Annotated in this window: 15 protein-coding genes and 1 tRNA gene; 1 reads left to right on the plus strand and 15 read right to left on the minus strand. The window is 66.9% G+C overall.

All coding sequences use genetic code 11. From position 1 onward, the window contains the following. Window positions 1–82: 82 nt before the first annotated feature. Together rlmB and rnr are read right to left on the minus strand one after the other, a co-directional pair. Window positions 83–859, minus strand: coding sequence for a 23S rRNA (guanosine(2251)-2'-O)-methyltransferase RlmB (gene rlmB / locus G315_RS0110480; protein WP_018144051.1), 777 nt, complete (start codon window positions 857–859; stop codon window positions 83–85). A gap of 106 nt (window positions 860–965) precedes the next feature. Next, on the minus strand, window positions 966–3,776 hold the full coding sequence (rnr, locus tag G315_RS0110485; protein ID WP_019612489.1) for a ribonuclease R: 2,811 nt from the start codon (window positions 3,774–3,776) through the stop codon (window positions 966–968). Window positions 3,777–4,021: 245 nt separating this feature from the next. On the opposite strand from rnr, the gene G315_RS0110490 reads away from it, so the two are divergent. Continuing rightward, window positions 4,022–4,108, plus strand: a tRNA-Leu gene (locus G315_RS0110490). Between the two features lie 152 nt (window positions 4,109–4,260). On the opposite strand, the gene G315_RS0110495 is transcribed toward G315_RS0110490, so the two are convergent. The 13 genes from G315_RS0110495 to G315_RS0110555 form a co-directional block, all read right to left on the minus strand. Beyond that, window positions 4,261–5,562 (minus strand): adenylosuccinate synthase, encoded by a 1,302-nt coding sequence (locus G315_RS0110495; protein WP_018144053.1) that lies wholly within the window; start codon window positions 5,560–5,562, stop codon window positions 4,261–4,263. Continuing rightward, window positions 5,562–6,746, minus strand: coding sequence for an ATP phosphoribosyltransferase regulatory subunit (locus G315_RS0110500; protein WP_018144054.1), 1,185 nt, complete (start codon window positions 6,744–6,746; stop codon window positions 5,562–5,564). Before G315_RS0110500 ends, G315_RS0110495 begins: the two co-directional genes overlap by 1 nt. 133 nt (window positions 6,747–6,879) lie before the next feature. Beyond that, the gene (gene hflC, locus G315_RS0110505) at window positions 6,880–7,764 is read right to left on the minus strand and encodes a protease modulator HflC (RefSeq protein ID WP_018144055.1); all 885 of its coding nucleotides are present in this window, start codon (window positions 7,762–7,764) and stop codon (window positions 6,880–6,882) included. Beyond that, complete coding sequence (gene hflK / locus G315_RS0110510) at window positions 7,764–8,978, minus strand: FtsH protease activity modulator HflK (protein WP_018144056.1); 1,215 nt, start codon at window positions 8,976–8,978, stop codon at window positions 7,764–7,766. Before hflK ends, hflC begins: the two co-directional genes overlap by 1 nt. 127 nt (window positions 8,979–9,105) lie before the next feature. Next, complete coding sequence (gene acpS, locus G315_RS0110515) at window positions 9,106–9,504, minus strand: holo-ACP synthase (protein ID WP_018144057.1); 399 nt, start codon at window positions 9,502–9,504, stop codon at window positions 9,106–9,108. A 7-nt stretch (window positions 9,505–9,511) separates the two neighbouring features. Next, complete coding sequence (locus G315_RS0110520; RefSeq protein WP_019612490.1) at window positions 9,512–10,279, minus strand: pyridoxine 5'-phosphate synthase; 768 nt, start codon at window positions 10,277–10,279, stop codon at window positions 9,512–9,514. A 35-nt stretch (window positions 10,280–10,314) separates the two neighbouring features. Then, window positions 10,315–10,971: a recombination protein O N-terminal domain-containing protein gene (locus G315_RS0110525; protein WP_018168144.1), complete on the minus strand. Its 657-nt coding sequence runs from the start codon at window positions 10,969–10,971 to the stop codon at window positions 10,315–10,317. Then, a complete protein-coding gene (gene era, locus G315_RS0110530) occupies window positions 10,968–11,888 on the minus strand; it encodes a GTPase Era (protein WP_018144060.1) in 921 nt (306 codons plus the stop codon). Before era ends, G315_RS0110525 begins: the two co-directional genes overlap by 4 nt. Continuing rightward, on the minus strand, window positions 11,885–12,562 hold the full coding sequence (gene rnc, locus G315_RS0110535) for a ribonuclease III (protein WP_026289529.1): 678 nt from the start codon (window positions 12,560–12,562) through the stop codon (window positions 11,885–11,887). Before rnc ends, era begins: the two co-directional genes overlap by 4 nt. A 43-nt stretch (window positions 12,563–12,605) precedes the next feature. Further along, window positions 12,606–12,962: a DUF4845 domain-containing protein gene (locus G315_RS0110540; protein WP_018144062.1), complete on the minus strand. Its 357-nt coding sequence runs from the start codon at window positions 12,960–12,962 to the stop codon at window positions 12,606–12,608. 59 nt (window positions 12,963–13,021) lie between these two features. Beyond that, window positions 13,022–13,813, minus strand: coding sequence for a signal peptidase I (lepB, locus tag G315_RS0110545; protein WP_019612491.1), 792 nt, complete (start codon window positions 13,811–13,813; stop codon window positions 13,022–13,024). Window positions 13,814–13,880: 67 nt separating this feature from the next. Then, window positions 13,881–15,689, minus strand: a complete 1,809-nt coding sequence (lepA, locus tag G315_RS0110550; protein ID WP_018144064.1) for a translation elongation factor 4 — start codon at window positions 15,687–15,689, stop codon at window positions 13,881–13,883. Then, a complete protein-coding gene (locus tag G315_RS0110555; protein ID WP_018144065.1) occupies window positions 15,686–15,925 on the minus strand; it encodes a glutaredoxin family protein in 240 nt (79 codons plus the stop codon). The genes lepA and G315_RS0110555 overlap by 4 nt, the downstream gene beginning before the upstream one ends. Window positions 15,926–16,014 lie beyond the last annotated feature (89 nt).

A 16,014-nucleotide genomic window follows, 5' to 3' on the forward strand; every position in this document is an offset into this window, starting at 1 on the left:
ACACGATAACCGAAGCGGGCGCCAACAACAAGCAGGGAGCCGGCGAAACAGGGGTTTGCACCGCCCCTCGGAAGGCTAGCGGCTACGCAGAACCAGCCGGCGGACCTTCGCGACGCTGGCGAACCGCCTCGAACAGGGTGACGCCGGTGGCAACGGAGACGTTGAGGCTCTCCACCGCGCCCTGCATCGGCAGGGCCGCGAGGTGGTCACAGGCCTCCCGGGTCAGACGCCGCAGGCCCTCGCCCTCGGCCCCCATGACGATCGCCGTCGGCGGGCGCAGGTCCAGATCATAGAGGCTCTCTCCCCCTTCCCCGGCCAGGCCTACGGTCCACATCCCGGCATCCTTCAGGGCTGCCAGCGTCCGCGCGAGATTGCTGACCGTCACCACCGGCACGGTCTCGGCGGCCCCGGACGCCACCTTGATGGCGGCGGGGGTCAATGCGGCGCTGTGATGGCGCGGCATGACCACCGCCCCGGCCCCGGCCGCATCCGCGGTCCGCAGGCAGGCCCCGAGATTATGCGGGTCGGTCACCCCGTCGAGCACCAGCAGCAGATCCAGGCCATCGCGCACCCGGGTAATCAGGGCCTTTTCGTCCAGCAGCGGACGCGGCGTGCAGTGCACGACCACACCCTGGTTCTGGAACCCCGGAAGCTGTTGATCGAGCCGCTCGCGGCCTACCCGCTCGATCGAGATGCCGCGCGACTGCGCCAGTTCTCGCAGGCGTTCCAAGGCGGGTTCGATAGGGTCGGTCGCCAGCTGCAGCCGCTTGACCCGCTCCGGGGCCCGCTGCAACACGGCGGCCACTGCGTGGATGCCACCAAAGGTCTCGGCGCGGCTACCCTTGCTCCCCTTGCTCATCGCGGACCTCCGCCACGGCGATCCCGCCACGGGTCAACGCCCCGGCGGACACCGCCTGAGCGGCCCCCGAGCAAGCGGGGGAACAGACGCGGGTTCACCCTGCGCCTCAGGACGAGGGCGGACGCCGACGACGGCTGCGGCCACGTCCGGACCCAGAGGATTCCTTGGCCTTGGCCGGGCGATCCGCACTCGGCTCGACAATGGTATTTCCGTCCTTGTCGGCCTCGGGTCGCGGCGGCGGAACCGCCTCGTTGCCCGGTTCCGGGGCATCGCTGTTGCCTTCATCCGGCGCGTTCCGCGGGCGGCGTGCGTTGCCGCGGCCACGTCTGCTGCCCCGGGTCCGTTCATTCCCCGGGCTCGCTTCATTCCCTGGGCTCGCCTCATTCCCTGGGCTCGCCTCATTCCCCGGGCTCGCCTCATTCCCTGGGCTTGCTTCATTCCCCGGGCTCGGCTCTTTCCCCGAGCTCGGTTCTTTCGCCGGGCTCGGCTCGGCAGCAGGGCTCGTCTCGCCACCGGCGGCCCCACGGCGGCGGCCACCACGACGGCGGCGCTTCTTCTTCGGCGCCGGGGCATCATCGTCGGCCGCGGGGGCTTCCGGCCCGGCTGCTGTGGGTTTTGCCTCAGGCTCGGGCGCTGCTGCGGTTGGTGCGGCGGCGGCCGGAGCCGCATCGGCATCCTTGCGGCGCTTGCTACGACGGCTGCGCTTTTTCGGCGGCGGAGCGGCGGGACTCGGCTGACCCGCTTCCTGGGCCAGGGCCAGATCGATCTTGCGATCATCCAGGCTCACCCGGGCCACCTGCACTTGAAGCTCGTCGCCGATACGGAACACCCGGCCACCGCGTTCGCCGGTCAGGCTGTGGCGCGCCGGGTCAAAGTGGTAGAAGTCGTTGTCGAGGCTGGTCACGTGCACCAGGCCCTCGATGTAGACGTCCTTGATCTCCACGAACAGACCGAACCCGGTGACTCCGGAGACCACGCCGGGGAAGGTCTCGCCGACCTTGTCCTGCATGTACTCGGCCTTCAGCCAGGCCACCGCGTCGCGGGTCGCGTCGTCGGCGCGTCGCTCGGCCATCGAGCAATGCTCACCCAACTGCTCCATGTCGCCATGCGAGTACGGGAAGGCCTTGGCGCTGCCCTTGCGCAGCACATGGCGAATGCCGCGATGCACCAGCAGGTCCGGATAGCGGCGGATCGGCGAGGTGAAATGCGCGTAGTCGTCCAGCGCCAGGCCAAAGTGGCCGTCGAGTTCCGGGGCATACACCGCCTGGCTCAGCGAGCGCAGCAGCACGGTCTGGATCAGCTGCTGGTCGGTGCGCTGGCGCGCCGCCTTCAGGACTTCGGTGTAGTCGGCGGGGCTCGGCTCGTCACCACCACCCAGGCTCAGGCCCGCGCCATTGAGGAAGTCGCGCAGGTCGTCGATCTTGTCCGACGGCGGCTGATCATGGATGCGGTACAGCGCCGGCACCTTGTGCTTCTTGAGGAAGCGAGCGGCGGCCACGTTGGCCATGATCATGCATTCCTCGACCAGGCGATGCGCATCGTTGCGCACCGTCGGCACGATCTTCTCGATCTTGCGGTCCTCGCCAAAGACGATCTTGGTCTCGGTGGTGTCGAAGTCGATCGCGCCCCGGCGATTGCGCGCCGCGTGCAGGGCCTTGAAGGCCTGGTGCAAGGTCTCCAGGTTCGGCATCACATGCGCGTTCTGCTCGCGCTGCGCCGCGTCGCCGCCGAGCATCGCGGCCACGTCCTCGTAGATCAGACGGGCGTGCGAACGGATCAGTCCCTCGTGGAAGCGATAGCTCTTCAGCGCCCCGCGCGCACCGATCTCCATCTCGCAGATCATGCTCAACCGGTCCACGTTCGGATTCAGCGAGCACAGACCGTTGGAGAGGGCCTCCGGCAACATCGGGATCACGTTGTTCGGGAAGTACACCGAGGTGCCGCGTGTGCGTCCCTCGCGATCCAGCGCGGCGTCGCGCTGGACGTAGTGCGACACGTCGGCGATCGCAACCCACAGCCGCCAGCCCTTGCCTTCCGGCTCGCAGTACAGGGCGTCGTCGAAGTCGCGGGCGTCGTCGCCATCGATCGTGACGAACGGCTTCTCGCGCAGGTCCAGGCGATCCTTCTTGTCTGCCTCGGCCACCTCGGCGCCCAGCTCGTCGGCCGCCGCTATGACCTCGTCCGGCCACTCGTGCGGCAGGGCGTGGGCACGGATCGCGATGTCGATCTCCATACCCGGCGCCATGTGCTCGCCCAGGACTTCCTGCACGTCCCCACGCAGGCGCGCCGTGCGTGAAGCGGATTCACGGATGCGCACGACCACGATCTGGTCGTCCTCAGCCTCGCCCAGGCCGTCCGGCGGCACCAGGATGTCGTGGGTGATGCGCTTATTGTCCGGGGTCAGGATACCGACACCGTCCTCGATCTTCAGGCGCCCGACCACCTGGGTGGTGTTGTGCTCCAGGACCTCGACAATCCCGCCCTCGCGGCGGCCGCGACGATCCACGCCCATGACCCGGGCCAGAACCCGGTCGCCATGAAATACCCCGCGCATCTGCTTCGGCGACAGGAACAGGTCGTCATCCTGCTCGTCCGGCACCAGGAAACCAAAACCATCCGGGTGACCGATCACGCGCCCGCGGATCAGGTCTTCCTGGTTGACCGGCAGATAGGCACCGCGACGGTTGCAAAGGGCCTGCCCATCGCGCTCCATCGCCTTCAGGCGGCGGCGCAGGGCCTCGAGGCGATCGTCGTCGTCGATCTTCAGACGTTCCGCGATCTCGTCGTAGGACAACGGATTGTCGGCTTCCTGCAGAAGCCCGAGGATGAACTCGCGACTGGGGATGGGGTTGTCGTATTTCTGCGCCTCGCGCTCGAAATTGGGATCGGCGGGGGTCTTGCGACGTTGTCTTGGCATTCAGTGAACTCTGTGGATGTTGCAATGGGCAGCCCCTCGCCGGGAATCCGGCTGGGCGCGCAAAGCGCCCATTATGAGGCATGCGGAATTTTGTTGCGCAGGGGACGCGTTTGCGCGCCCCCTGCCGACCACACCGGAGGGAAACATTCCCGCTCCGGGGCGTTGACAGCCCCCCGGCCGCGCACTATATTGCGCGCTCCTGAAGCGCAGGACACACGGTTTCCTCATTGTGTGTCGTCCCTCGTGCCGAGGTGGCGGAATTGGTAGACGCGCTAGCTTCAGGTGCTAGTGGGGGTAACCCCGTGGAGGTTCAAGTCCTCTCCTCGGCACCATTTTTCAGCTGTATTCGAATCCCTGTTATACGCGAAGCGACACCCGTGAGGGTGGCGTATTTTTTGCGTGGCGAATCCCACCTGCTCCGCCACTCGGCTCGCCGGAGCCCGCACGGTGGTGCGCGCCCCGACGTGCCCAGGGAGACACTCAATCAGCTGTCGAACGGGTCGCGCAACACCAGGGTCTCGTCACGATCGGGCCCCGTGGAGACCATGTCGACCGGCACCCCGACCACCTCGCTCAGACGCTCCAGATAGGCGCGGGCATTCGCCGGCAACTGGTCATACTCGCGGATCCCGACCGTGGATTCCGTCCACCCCGGCATCTCCTCGTAGATCGGCGTGCAGGCCGCATAGGCCTCGGCGCCGGACGGCGGCGCCTCGCGGGTCTCGCCATCGCAGTTGTAGCCCACGCAGATCTGCACGTTCTCCAGGCCATCCAGCACATCCAGCTTGGTCATGCACAATCCGCTGATGCTGTTCACCTTGACTGCCCGCTTCAGCGCGACGGCATCGAACCAGCCGCAGCGCCGTGCGCGCCCCGTGGTGGAACCGAACTCATTGCCCTGCCGCGCCAGGTGTTCACCCATGTTGTCGAACAGCTCGGTCGGGAACGGTCCGGCGCCCACCCGGGTCGTGTAGGCCTTGGTGATCCCCAGCACGTAGTCGAGGTCGCGCGGCCCCACACCCGACCCGGTGGACGCACCACCGGCGGTGGTATTCGACGAGGTCACGAACGGATAGGTGCCGTGGTCGATGTCCAGCAGCGTGCCCTGGGCCCCCTCGAACATGACGTCCTTGCCCTGCTCGCGCAGCTTGTGCAGGCGGCCCGCCACGTCGGTGACCATCGGCTGCAGGCGCTCGGCGTGCGCCAGGCACTGCTCCAAGACCTCTTGCTGGTCGATGGTCGGGGCCTTGAAGTAATGCTTCAGCGCGAAGTTGTGATAGTCCATCACCTCGCCCAGCTTGGCCGCCAGGCGTTCGCGGTGGAACAGGTCGTCCAGGCGCAGGCCCCGGCGCGCAACCTTGTCCTCGTAGGCGGGACCAATGCCGCGCCCGGTGGTCCCGATCGCGGCCTTGCCACGGGCCTTTTCGCGCGCCAGGTCGAGGGCTACATGGTAGGGCAGGATCAGCTGGCAGGCATCCGACAGGCGCAGACGGTCCGCCACCGGCACACCCTTGGCCTCCAGCTCTTCCATCTCGGTGATCAGAGCCTCGGGCGAGAGCACCACGCCATTGCCGATCATGCATTCCACGCCCTCCCGCAGGATGCCCGACGGGATCAGGTGGAGCACGGTCTTCTCGCCATCGATCACCAGGGTATGCCCGGCATTGTGCCCGCCCTGGAAGCGCACGACGGCTGCGGCATCCTCGGTCAGACGATCGACGATCTTGCCCTTGCCCTCGTCACCCCACTGGCTGCCCAGTACGACTACAAAACGTCCCATCGCCATCAATGCTCCACTACGGTCCATTCCCCGGCGCGCTGCTCGAGCCGCGCGCCCCCGGGTACTTCGTTGTCCTGGCCTTCCAGCTCGCGCACTACGCGCACGCCGCGGGCACGGAGATCCGCAATGGCCGCCTCCAGCGCCACATCGCCGGTGGCCGGTGCCAGCACCGTCTGACGAGGCGCCATCGGCGCCCCGGCCTCGCGGCGCACGAAGGCGCGCAAATCGGTACTGAAACCGGTGGCCGCCCGTGCGCGGCCGAAGACGCGACCGATCTCGTTATAACGGCCACCGCGCGCGATCGCCTGGCCGGACCCGGGCACGAAGGCCGCGAACACCAGACCGGTGTGATAGGCATAGCCGCGCAGCTCGGCCAGGTCCAGGTGCAGGTCCAGGCCCGGCTCGCTCGCCTCAAGCCGTGCGACCACAGCCTGCAGGTGATCCAGCGCCACAGCCACCTCGGCTGGTGCACCGGCCAGGGCGCGACGGGCAGCGTCGAGTACCGTGGCATCGCCATTCAGATCCACCAGGGAGCGCAGCCGCGCACAGGCCGCCGGATCCATGCCGCCGGCCTGCCAGGCCGCGAGGGTCTGTTCGATCTCGGGCACGCTCTTGCGCTGGAGTTGATCGAAAAATTCCTCCTCCTGGCTCGCATCCAGACCCGCATCCTGCGCCAGGGCACGATAGATCCCGACGTGGCCGAGATCCATGCTAGGACGCTCCACTCCGCAGGCGGCCAGGGTCGCCAGCATCAGGCGAATAATCTCGAGATCACTATCGATCCCGTCATGGCCAAACAGCTCGGCCCCGGCCTGGAGCGGACTGCGTGAACCCGACCATTCATCTGCACGGGTACGCAGCGCACTGCCCACGTAACAAAGCCGATTCGGGCCCTGGACACGCAGACGGTGCGCATCGATCCGCGCCACTTGCGGGGTCAGGTCTGCGCGCACGCCCATCATGCGGCCCGTGAGCTGATCCGTCAGCTTGAAGGTCTGCAAATCCAGTGCGTGCCCGGCACCCGTCAACAGGGACTCCAGATACTCCGCCAGCGGCGGCATCACCAGGTCATAGCCCCAGGTGTCGAACTGGTCCAACACGCGCCGGCGGAGGTCCTCCAGACGGCGCGCAGCATCCGGAAGGGCCTCCTCCAGCCCGTCCGGCAGCAACCAGCGGTTGATATCGGTCATCTCGTCCCTGCTCTTGTGCTGTGATCCGCCACGCCCGAGTGGCGGCCCGGCAAAAATCGGGCCCGGAATCTTCCGGGCCCGTTGCAAACGGCCACCTTCGAGGCGGCCACGGCGGACCGCCTCCGCCCCTCCTTTACCGGGTCGGCAACGGCGCCGGGCGTTCGCCACCGGGGGCGTTGAAGAACTGGAAGAACTCGGAGTTCGGTTCCAGGATGAAGGTGCTGTTCTCGCCGCTCATGCTATTGCGGTAGGCGATCAGGCTTCGATAGAAGCGGAAGAACTCCTGATCCTCGCCAAACGACCGCCCGAGGGTCTCGGTGGCGATCGCATCACCGGCACCGCGGATCTCTTCCGAGTCCCGATAGGCGTTCGCCAGGATGACCGTGCGTTCACGGTCGGCGCGCGAGCGGATGCGCTCGGCCTCTTCCTGACCGCGGGCGCGGAAGTCCTGGGCGACCCGCTGACGCTCGGCGCGCATGCGCTCGTACACCGACTCGGACACCTCTTCCGGCAGGTCCATGCGGCGGATGCGGACATCAACCAGGTCGATCCCCAGCTCCTGCGCGGTCTCCAACGCAGTCTGGCGCACCGCACCCATGATCGTCAGGCGTTCGCCAGCGACCACGTCCTGCAACTCGAAGCGCGCAAACTCGTTACGCATCCCGTCGCGCAGGATCTGGGCCAGGCGCTCTTCGGCCAGACGCTCGTCACCACGGGTGGCACGGTAGAACTGGCCGACATCGTCGATCCGCCACTTGGCGTAGAAGTCGACAATGATGTTCTTCGCCTCGGAGGTCAGGAACCGGTCCGGCGGGATATTCAGCGTCATGATCCGGGCGTCGAACTTCTCGACGTTCTGGATCAGCGGGAACTTGAAGTGCAGCCCAGGGGCCGGGTCGACCTCCCGGATCTCCCCGAGGGCGAACTTGATCACGCGGTCACGCTCGTCGACGGTGTAGGTCGACAGCGCGACCACGATCCCGAGCACGACTACGGCAATACCGACGATGCGAAACATTAGCGAACCTCCCGCGAACGCTGGGCGGCCGGGCTGCGATCGCCCAGTCGGTTCGTGCCCGTGCCACTGTTGCCGAACGTGCTGCGGCTGGTATCCAGCGGCCGCGGTGTTGGCGTGTCACCGGAATTAGTGGTGGAGCGCTGCCCCTGGAACAGCTGATCCAGCGGCAGCATCATCAGGTTGTTACTGCTGCCAACATCCAGCATTACCTTACGGGAATCCTGCAGCACGGCCTCGACGGCCTCGAGGTACAGGCGGTCGCGGGTCACGTCCGGCGCCTGCTGGTATTCGGCCAGCAACTGATCGAAGCGCGAGGCGTCACCCTCGGCGCGCGCGATCACCTGGTCCCGGTAACCCTCGGCTTCCTCGATGATACGGGCGGCCTGACCGCGTGCCCGCGGAATCACACCGTTGGCGTAGGCCTCGGCCTCGTTGCGGAAACGCACCTCGTCCTCGCGGGCACGAATCGCGTCGGCAAAGGCCTCCTGCACCGGCTCCGGCGGCTGCGCCTGCTGCATGGACACGGCCGTCACGATAATGCCCGCGCCATAGGAATCGAGGTTTTCCTGCATCACCACTCGCGAGGAGGATGCGATCTCGCCACGTCCCTCGCCGAGAATGAAGTCCAGATTGTTCTTGCCGATACGCTCGCGGATCGCCGACTCCATCACCTGGTTCACGGTGGTGTCGGGATCGCGCACGTTGAACAGATAATCGACCAGATCGAGGACGCGGTACTGCACCGCGATGTCGACATCAATGATGTTCTCGTCACCGGTCACGATCAGCGCACGGTGGGACAGGGTGCGCACGTTGTCGACATTCTCGATCTCGACGCGCTCGATCGGGTATGGCAGGTGCCAGCCCGGCCCCGGGTTTTTCACTTGCTGGAATTCGCCGAAACGCAGCACGACGCCGCGCTCGCCTTCCGAGATGATATGGAATCCGGAGGCCAGCCAGACAACCACGGCAATGATCAGACCGAGGCTGACCAGGGCCTGCGTGCCGCGCCCCATGCCGCCGCTTCCGGAACCGCCGGAGCCACCACTGCCGCCCCCGCCGAAGATGCCGTTCAGCTGACGCGACAGCTTGCGCATCATTTCTTCGAGATCGGGCGGCTGGTTACCGCCTCCGCCGCCACCGCTACCGCGCTGGCCGCCACCACCCCCACTCCAGGGGTCGCGGTTGTTGTTTCCCGGTTCGTTCCAGGGCATGGAGTGGACTCCGTCGCTCGCTCAGGGCTGCGCCCGACGCGGAATCCATGGAGACCGGCGGGCATAAGGGGTCACATTCTAGGGAGGCGCCTCCGGGCGGGCAACCACGTCCGGAGGGAAATGGGGGTTACTCGGGGCCCAGACCTGCCGGCTCGGCCTCAATCACGACAAATGCCTGGGCGTAATCGCGCTCGTCGCTGATGCTGAGATGGATGGTCCCGGCGCCCATACGCTCGGCCGTGGCGCGGGCACGCCCCTCCAGCACGAACTCCGGCCGACCACGGGCATCATGGGTCACGCCGGCCTCGGCCAGTGCCATATCTGCCCCGATGCCGCAGCCGAGCGCCTTGGACAGGGCCTCCTTGGCGGCGAAGCGCCGGGCGAGAAAACCGGCCGGGTGTTCGGGCGGCAGGTCCGCGCGCTCCAGCGGGTGCAGGATACGTTCCGCCAGGCGCGCACCGTGGCGCTCCCACATGCCCTGCATGCGCGCGACCTGCACCAGATCGGTTCCGATGCCCAGGATCATCCGGCGCTCAAACCGGGTACTGACCGGGCGGCAGACCCTGGCGCGCGGCATCCATCAGGCCGCGCATATGGCTGACCGCCTCGGGCAGGCCGGTGAACAGGGCCCGGGCCACGATCGAATGCCCAATGTTCAGCTCGTGAAACACCGGGTTGGCGGCAATCGGCCGCACGTTGTCATAGTCCAGCCCGTGCCCCGCGTTGATGACCAGCCCCATGGCCCGGCCGGCCGCAGCGGCCTCGTTGATGCCGCCCAGGAGCCGCTCACGCTCGGCGACATCGCGGGCATTCGCATAGGCGCCGGTGTGCAGCTCTACCACCGGGGCGCCGATGGCCACGGCGGCCTCCAGCTGGCGCACATCCGGCTCCACGAACAGCGAGACCTCGATCCCGGCGGCGGTCAGCGGCGCAACAAACTCGCGCAAACGCTCCAGCTGGCCCACGGCATCCAGGCCGCCCTCGGTGGTCAGCTCCTCGCGCTTCTCCGGCACGATACAGCAGGCCTCCGGGCGCAGCTTCAGGGCGATCGCTTGCATCCCCTCGGTGGCTGCCATCTCCAGATTCATCGGGACCCTCAGCCGCGGCTTGATCCCGAACACGTCGTCATCCTGAATGTGGCGCCGGTCCTCGCGCAGATGCAGGGTGATCGAATCCGCCCCGCTGGCCTCGGCCAGGCGCACGGCCTGCATCAGGTCCGGATACGGCGTATGCCGCGCCTGGCGGATGGTGGCGATATGGTCGAGATTGACCCCGAGCTTCAACGGAGCAGGATGCGACATGATGCGGTGCCCTTGTATGGCTGCGGTCCGGGCCACTACAGCAGACCCCGGGTCCGCAGCGGCCGCCCGGCCAGATGGGTGTCGATCAGCCGACGCATGAAGTCGCGGCTGACGCGGGCCTGATTATCCGGCACGTCGCAGGCGCTGGCCAGCGCCTGCAGCGCGACACCGGGGATCGCCTCGCTGCGACCGGCGGCCACACGTTCCACCCCCGCCTCCGGGTCGTAGCGATACCAGGCATCGGGGTCCAGCTCGGCCGGGTCCACGTGTTCGAGCCCGGAATCGAGTGGTGCGAGCAGGGCCCATTCCGCGCGGCGCAGGACCGTATCGGCGCGCTCGCGGGCGGCCAGCCGGGCATAAGCGGATAACAGCGCCGGGAGCGCCTCCGGGATCGGTGCGTCGCGTGGGTACAGGCGCAGGATCAGCTCGTTCAGGTACAGCCCGCAGACCAGGGCCCGCCCGGTCAGCGGGAAGACCCGCTGCTGCTCGGCCACATTCAGCGTCGGCAGCTCGCCGCGCCCCCGCCAGGCGAGATCCAGCAGCACGAAGGGCTGCACCGATCCGGCCTTGCCGCGCACCACTGCCGACAGGCGCCCGGCCTCGGCGGTGAGCAGGTCGAGCACCCGGCTGTTCTCGCGTAGCGGGCGGGCGTGCAGGACCACCCCCTGGGTGAGCCCGGCGGTCGCGCTCACCGCGATTCTTCGATCCCGAGGTCACGCAGGGCGCGCGGGTTGCGGGTCCAGTCGGCCTCGACACGCACGGTCAGGCGCAGCATCACCTTGCGCTCCAGCAGCGCCTCCAACTGGACGCGCGCGGCCTGGCCGATACGCTTGAGTCGCTGCCCGCCCTTGCCGATCACGATGCCCTTCTGGCTGTCGCGCTCGACCAGGATCACGGCATCGATGTGAGTGGTGCGCGGCTCGTCCGACCACTCCTCCACGCGCACCGCCACCGAGTACGGGACTTCCTGCCCCAGATGCTCCAGCATGGACTCGCGGATCATCTCTTCGGCACGGAAGCGCTGCGGGCGATCCGAGAGCTGATCCGGGTCGTACAGGAACGGCCCCTCCGGGATATGCGCCCGAATCTCCGCAATCAGACCGTCCAGGTTGGATCCGGTCTTTGCCGAAAGCGGTACCACGCCGACATAGCCGAAGGCCGCGGCGCGGGCCTCGATGAACGGCAGCAGCTCTTCCTTCTCCCGACACTGGTCCACCTTGTTGATCACCAGGAGTGCCGGACGCCCGGAATGACGGATGGTCTCCTCGATGCGCTCGTCGCCGGGGCCGAACTCTCCAGCCTCGACGATGAAGCAGACCAGATCGGCATCCGCCAGCGCCTGGCTGGCCGTGCGATTGAGGACCCGGTTCACCAGCTGGGTACGCTCGGTATCGATCCCCGGGGTATCCATCAGTACGACCTGGTCCTGCCCCTCGGTCACGATGCCGAGGATGCGATTGCGCGTGGTATGCGGCCGGCGGGTCGTCGCCGCCAGCTTCTCCCCAACCAGGCGGTTCATCAGCGTGGTCTTGCCCACGTTGGGCCGGCCAATCAGTGCGACCAGCCCACAGTGCGTGGTGGCGGGTTCGGGGACTACGGTTTCACTCATTGTTCCTGTACCTGTTGCAGGCGTTTCAGGGCCGCCTCGGCCGCGGCCTGTTCGGCGCGACGGCGCGAGGAGCCCTGGCCACGTTGGCCCCAGCCCTGGGTGGGCAGGTGGACCGCCACGGTGAACTGGCGCTTGTGATCGGGGCCGACCACCTCCAGCACCTCGTAGACCGGCAGATCCGCATTGCGGCCCTGCAGTTGTTCCTGCAGCCGGGTCTTGGGGTCCTTCAGCGATTCGGCCGACGGGAGATCGTTCAGGCGCTCGACATACAGCGCCAGGGTAAAGTCGCGCGCGGCCTCCATCCCGGCCTCGCGGTAGGTCACCCCGATCAGGGCCTCCACCGCATCGGCCAGGATGGAGTCGCGGCGTTGGCCGCCACTCTTGCGCTCGCCCTGCCCCAGGTTCAGCGTGCCCTCGAGGCCGGTCTCCCGAGCCAGATCCGCCAGCGACTCGCGATTGACCAGCGCCGCACGCAGGCGGGTGAGATCCCCTTCAGGGGCATCCGGGAGCTTCTCGTACAGGGCGTCGGCGATCACCAGCCCAAGGACGGCGTCACCCAGGAACTCCAGGCGCTCATTATTGCGCCCGCCGGCGCTGCGGTGGGTCAACGCCTGGTCAATCCCGTCGCCGTCGCGCACGGCCGCGGGCAGCAGACTGCGAAAATCCCGGCTCACGAACCCACCCGACAAAGCATGCAAGGAACCGACGCCGACCCCATCAGGGGGCCAGCGTCTCGCTGTTCGAGAAGCGCGCCACCACGTCCACATTGCCGAGGAATTCGCGGCGCACCTCGTACTGCAGGTGCAGCTGGCGGCTGGCGCCATTCTCGGTCACGCTGAAGTCCTCCTCGCCAATCCCGTCGTATACGGAATTGATCTGGAAGCGGCGGTTGATCTCGCGCCACAGTTCGCGTTCGCTCTTCTCTGCCGCGCCGGCCTGGGTGGCGACGTCCTGCATGATCGAGCGCACGGTGAGGAACTGGGTGTACTGCGTGCCCATCTTGATCACGAAGGTACCGACCAGCAGCGCCAGGAAGATCAGCGCGAGAATGGTGATCGCGCCCGCGCCCTGCATCGAGTGTCTGGAATGTTGCATGAATACCCCGTCCCTGTTTGCCCGCCCCCGCGGGGCTACTAGCGAATCGCCTGGCCGATCCGGGAAAAGTCCCGATGGCCTTCATTGTAATCCCAATGCAGCCAGATGAAGAGGGCACGCCCAACCAGATGCTCCTCGGCGACAAAACCCCAGGATCGGCTGTCGTTGGAATTATCGCGGTTGTCACCGACCATGAAGTAGTGCCCGTCGGGCACGGTGACCGATCCATCCAGGCTGGCCTGCTGCTCGCGCATCAGGGTGTTGTACGTGCGCCCGTCCAGGGTCTCCTCGAAGATCGAGGCGCCCGACATCACCTGCCCCGAGCCCTCGCCCTCGAAGGTACCGACGCGCTCGGCCGACTGCGGCTCCCCATTCACGTACAGGACGCGGTCGCGGAACGCGATGGTGTCGCCCGGCAGGCCGATCACACGCTTGATGTAGTCCTCGGCCGGGTTGCGCGGATACTTGAACACCACCACCTCGCCCCGCTCCGGTTCCCCGGTGTCGAGAATCTTGGTGCGCGTCACCGGCAGACGAATGCCGTAGGAAAACTTGCTGACCATGATGAAGTCGCCCACCAGCAGGGTGGGCATCATCGAACCCGAGGGAATGCGAAAGGGCTCGGCCACGAACGAGCGCAGGATCAGCACGATCAGCAGGACCGGGAAGAACGAGCGCGAGTAGTCGACGAACCAGGGCATTTCGCGCTGGCGCTCGGGGCTCCGGCGCTGGCGCTCGGGGCTCCGGCGCCGCCGCAGGACCACCCAGCCCAGCCAGATCAGGCCGGTCACGGCGGTTGCCAGCACCAGGATCAGTTCGAGATTTGCCATGCCGTGTCCTCTGTTCCCGGCCCGCCGGGGATCGCCCTGCGACCCGTCCGGGCCGCAGGCCTGGTTGTTACTTCTTGTCGTCGTCTACCGACAGCACCGCGAGGAAGGCTTCCTGCGGGACATCCACCCGGCCGATCGACTTCATGCGTTTCTTGCCGGCCTTCTGCTTTTCCAGCAGCTTGCGCTTGCGCGAGACATCCCCGCCGTAGCACTTGGCCAGCACGTTCTTGCGCATCGCCTTGACCGTGGAGCGCGCGATGATCTTCGACCCGATCGCCGCCTGGATCGCCACCTCGTACATCTGACGCGGGATGATCTTCGCCATGCGCTCAATGATCTGGCGCCCGCGCGACTCGGCGTGGTCGCGATGCACGATTGCCGACAGCGCATCCACCCGGTCGCCGTTGATCAGGATATCCACACGTACCAGCGGCGCCGCCTCGAACCGCAGCGGCTGATAGTCGAACGACGCATAGCCACGGGTCGCGGACTTCAACCGATCGAAGAAGTCCAGCATCACCTCGGACATCGGCAACTCGTAGGCCAGCTGCACCTGGCGCCCCAGGTACTGCATCTTGGTCTGCGACCCGCGCTTTTCCACGCACAGCGTGATCACCGCGCCGACATACTCCTGCGGGACCAGGATATTGGCCTCGATGATCGGCTCGCGGATCTCGCCGATCTCGTTGTTCGGGGGCAGCTCCGAGGGGTTGTGCACCATGACCACCTCGCCGTCGCTTCTTTCCACCTCGTAGACCACGGTGGGCGCGGTGGTGATCAGGTCGAGGTCGTATTCACGCTCCAGGCGCTCCTGCACGATCTCCATGTGCAGCATGCCGAGGAAGCCGCAGCGAAAGCCGAAGCCCAGCGCCTGCGAGGTCTCCGGCTCGAAGGACAGCGCGGCGTCGTTCAGCCGGAGCTTGTCCAGGGCATCGCGCAGGTCATTGAAGTCCTCCGCGCTGACCGGGAACAGCCCGGCAAACACCCGTGGCTGAACCTCCTGGAAGCCCGGCACGGGTTCGGAGGCCGGGTTGTTGAAGTCCGTAAAGGTATCCCCGACCTTGGCCCCGGAGATGTCCTTGATGGTCGCGATCAGATAGCCGACATCGCCAACCTCCAGGGTCGCGCGATCCACCGGCTTGGGCGTGAACACCCCCACCCGGCTGACCTCGTGGGCACGCCCGACCGACATCGCCTTGATCTTCTGCCCGGCGCGGAAGCGTCCGGCCTTCACCCGCACCAGCGCGACCACGCCCAGGTAGTTGTCGTACCAGGAGTCGATCACCAGCGCCTTGGGTGCAGCCTCGGAATCGCCCTCCGGCGGCGGGATACGACGCACGATCTCTTCCAGCAGTTCGGCCATCCCCTCGCCGGTCTTCGCGGAGACTCGCAGGGCGTCGGTGGCCTCGATACCGATCACATCCTCGATCTCGGCCGCCACCCGATCCGGCTCGGCGGCCGGCAAGTCGATCTTGTTCAGGACCGGAACGACCTCCAGGCCCTGGTCGAGCGCGGTGTAGCAGTTCGCGACGCTTTGCGCCTCCACCCCCTGCGACGCATCGACCACCAGCAGGGCGCCTTCGCAGGCGAACAGCGAGCGCGACACCTCGTAGGAGAAATCCACGTGCCCCGGGGTGTCGATGAGGTTCAGCTGGTAGCGCTGACCATCCTGGGCGTCATAGAACAGCGAAACGCTCTGCGCCTTGATGGTGATTCCGCGCTCGCGCTCCAGATCCATCGAGTCCAGCACCTGCTCCGACATCTCGCGCTCGGTCAGGCCGTTGCAACCCTGGATCAGGCGGTCCGCCAGCGTGGACTTGCCATGGTCGATGTGCGCGATGATGGAGAAATTGCGGGTAAGGCGGGTTTCGGTCATGCAGGGGCCAGTAGGTCCAGCAGTGCCTTTCGGTCGAGGAAATGGCAGCAGAGAATGTCGTCGTCGACCGCGAGCACCGGGACCTTGACGTTGAAACGCGCCTGCAGGTCCGGGTCCTCGTCGATGTCGACGACCGTAAGCGCGAAAGTATAACGGCTTTTGAGGGCCATGATCTCGGCCAGCATGTCATGGCAGAGACCGCAGCTCTCGCGATGATAAAGGGTCAGTTCGGTCATCCAGAAACGATTGGGAGGGCTGCCGAACCCGCCGGCAGCCCTCCCGTTCTCCATTGCGGCCCCGCAGCACCCGCGCCGTGGGACCCGCG

Source organism: Thioalkalivibrio sp. AKL7 (genome assembly GCF_000381705.1).
In the GTDB taxonomy this organism is placed as follows: Bacteria; Pseudomonadota; Gammaproteobacteria; order Ectothiorhodospirales; family Ectothiorhodospiraceae; genus Thioalkalivibrio; species Thioalkalivibrio versutus.

Coding starts and splice junctions, on each gene's coding strand:
- rlmB (WP_018144051.1), bottom strand. CDS start 859: ATGAGCAAGGGGAGCAAGGGTAGCCGCGCCGAGACCTTTGGTGGCATC.
- rnr (WP_019612489.1), bottom strand. CDS start 3,776: ATGCCAAGACAACGTCGCAAGACCCCCGCCGATCCCAATTTCGAGCGC.
- G315_RS0110495 (WP_018144053.1), bottom strand. CDS start 5,562: ATGGCGATGGGACGTTTTGTAGTCGTACTGGGCAGCCAGTGGGGTGAC.
- G315_RS0110500 (WP_018144054.1), bottom strand. CDS start 6,746: ATGACCGATATCAACCGCTGGTTGCTGCCGGACGGGCTGGAGGAGGCC.
- hflC (WP_018144055.1), bottom strand. CDS start 7,764: ATGTTTCGCATCGTCGGTATTGCCGTAGTCGTGCTCGGGATCGTGGTC.
- hflK (WP_018144056.1), bottom strand. CDS start 8,978: ATGCCCTGGAACGAACCGGGAAACAACAACCGCGACCCCTGGAGTGGG.
- acpS (WP_018144057.1), bottom strand. CDS start 9,504: ATGATCCTGGGCATCGGAACCGATCTGGTGCAGGTCGCGCGCATGCAG.
- G315_RS0110520 (WP_019612490.1), bottom strand. CDS start 10,279: ATGTCGCATCCTGCTCCGTTGAAGCTCGGGGTCAATCTCGACCATATC.
- era (WP_018144060.1), bottom strand. CDS start 11,888: ATGAGTGAAACCGTAGTCCCCGAACCCGCCACCACGCACTGTGGGCTG.
- G315_RS0110540 (WP_018144062.1), bottom strand. CDS start 12,962: ATGCAGGGCGCGGGCGCGATCACCATTCTCGCGCTGATCTTCCTGGCG.
- lepB (WP_019612491.1), bottom strand. CDS start 13,813: ATGGCAAATCTCGAACTGATCCTGGTGCTGGCAACCGCCGTGACCGGC.
- lepA (WP_018144064.1), bottom strand. CDS start 15,689: ATGACCGAAACCCGCCTTACCCGCAATTTCTCCATCATCGCGCACATC.
- G315_RS0110555 (WP_018144065.1), bottom strand. CDS start 15,925: ATGACCGAACTGACCCTTTATCATCGCGAGAGCTGCGGTCTCTGCCAT.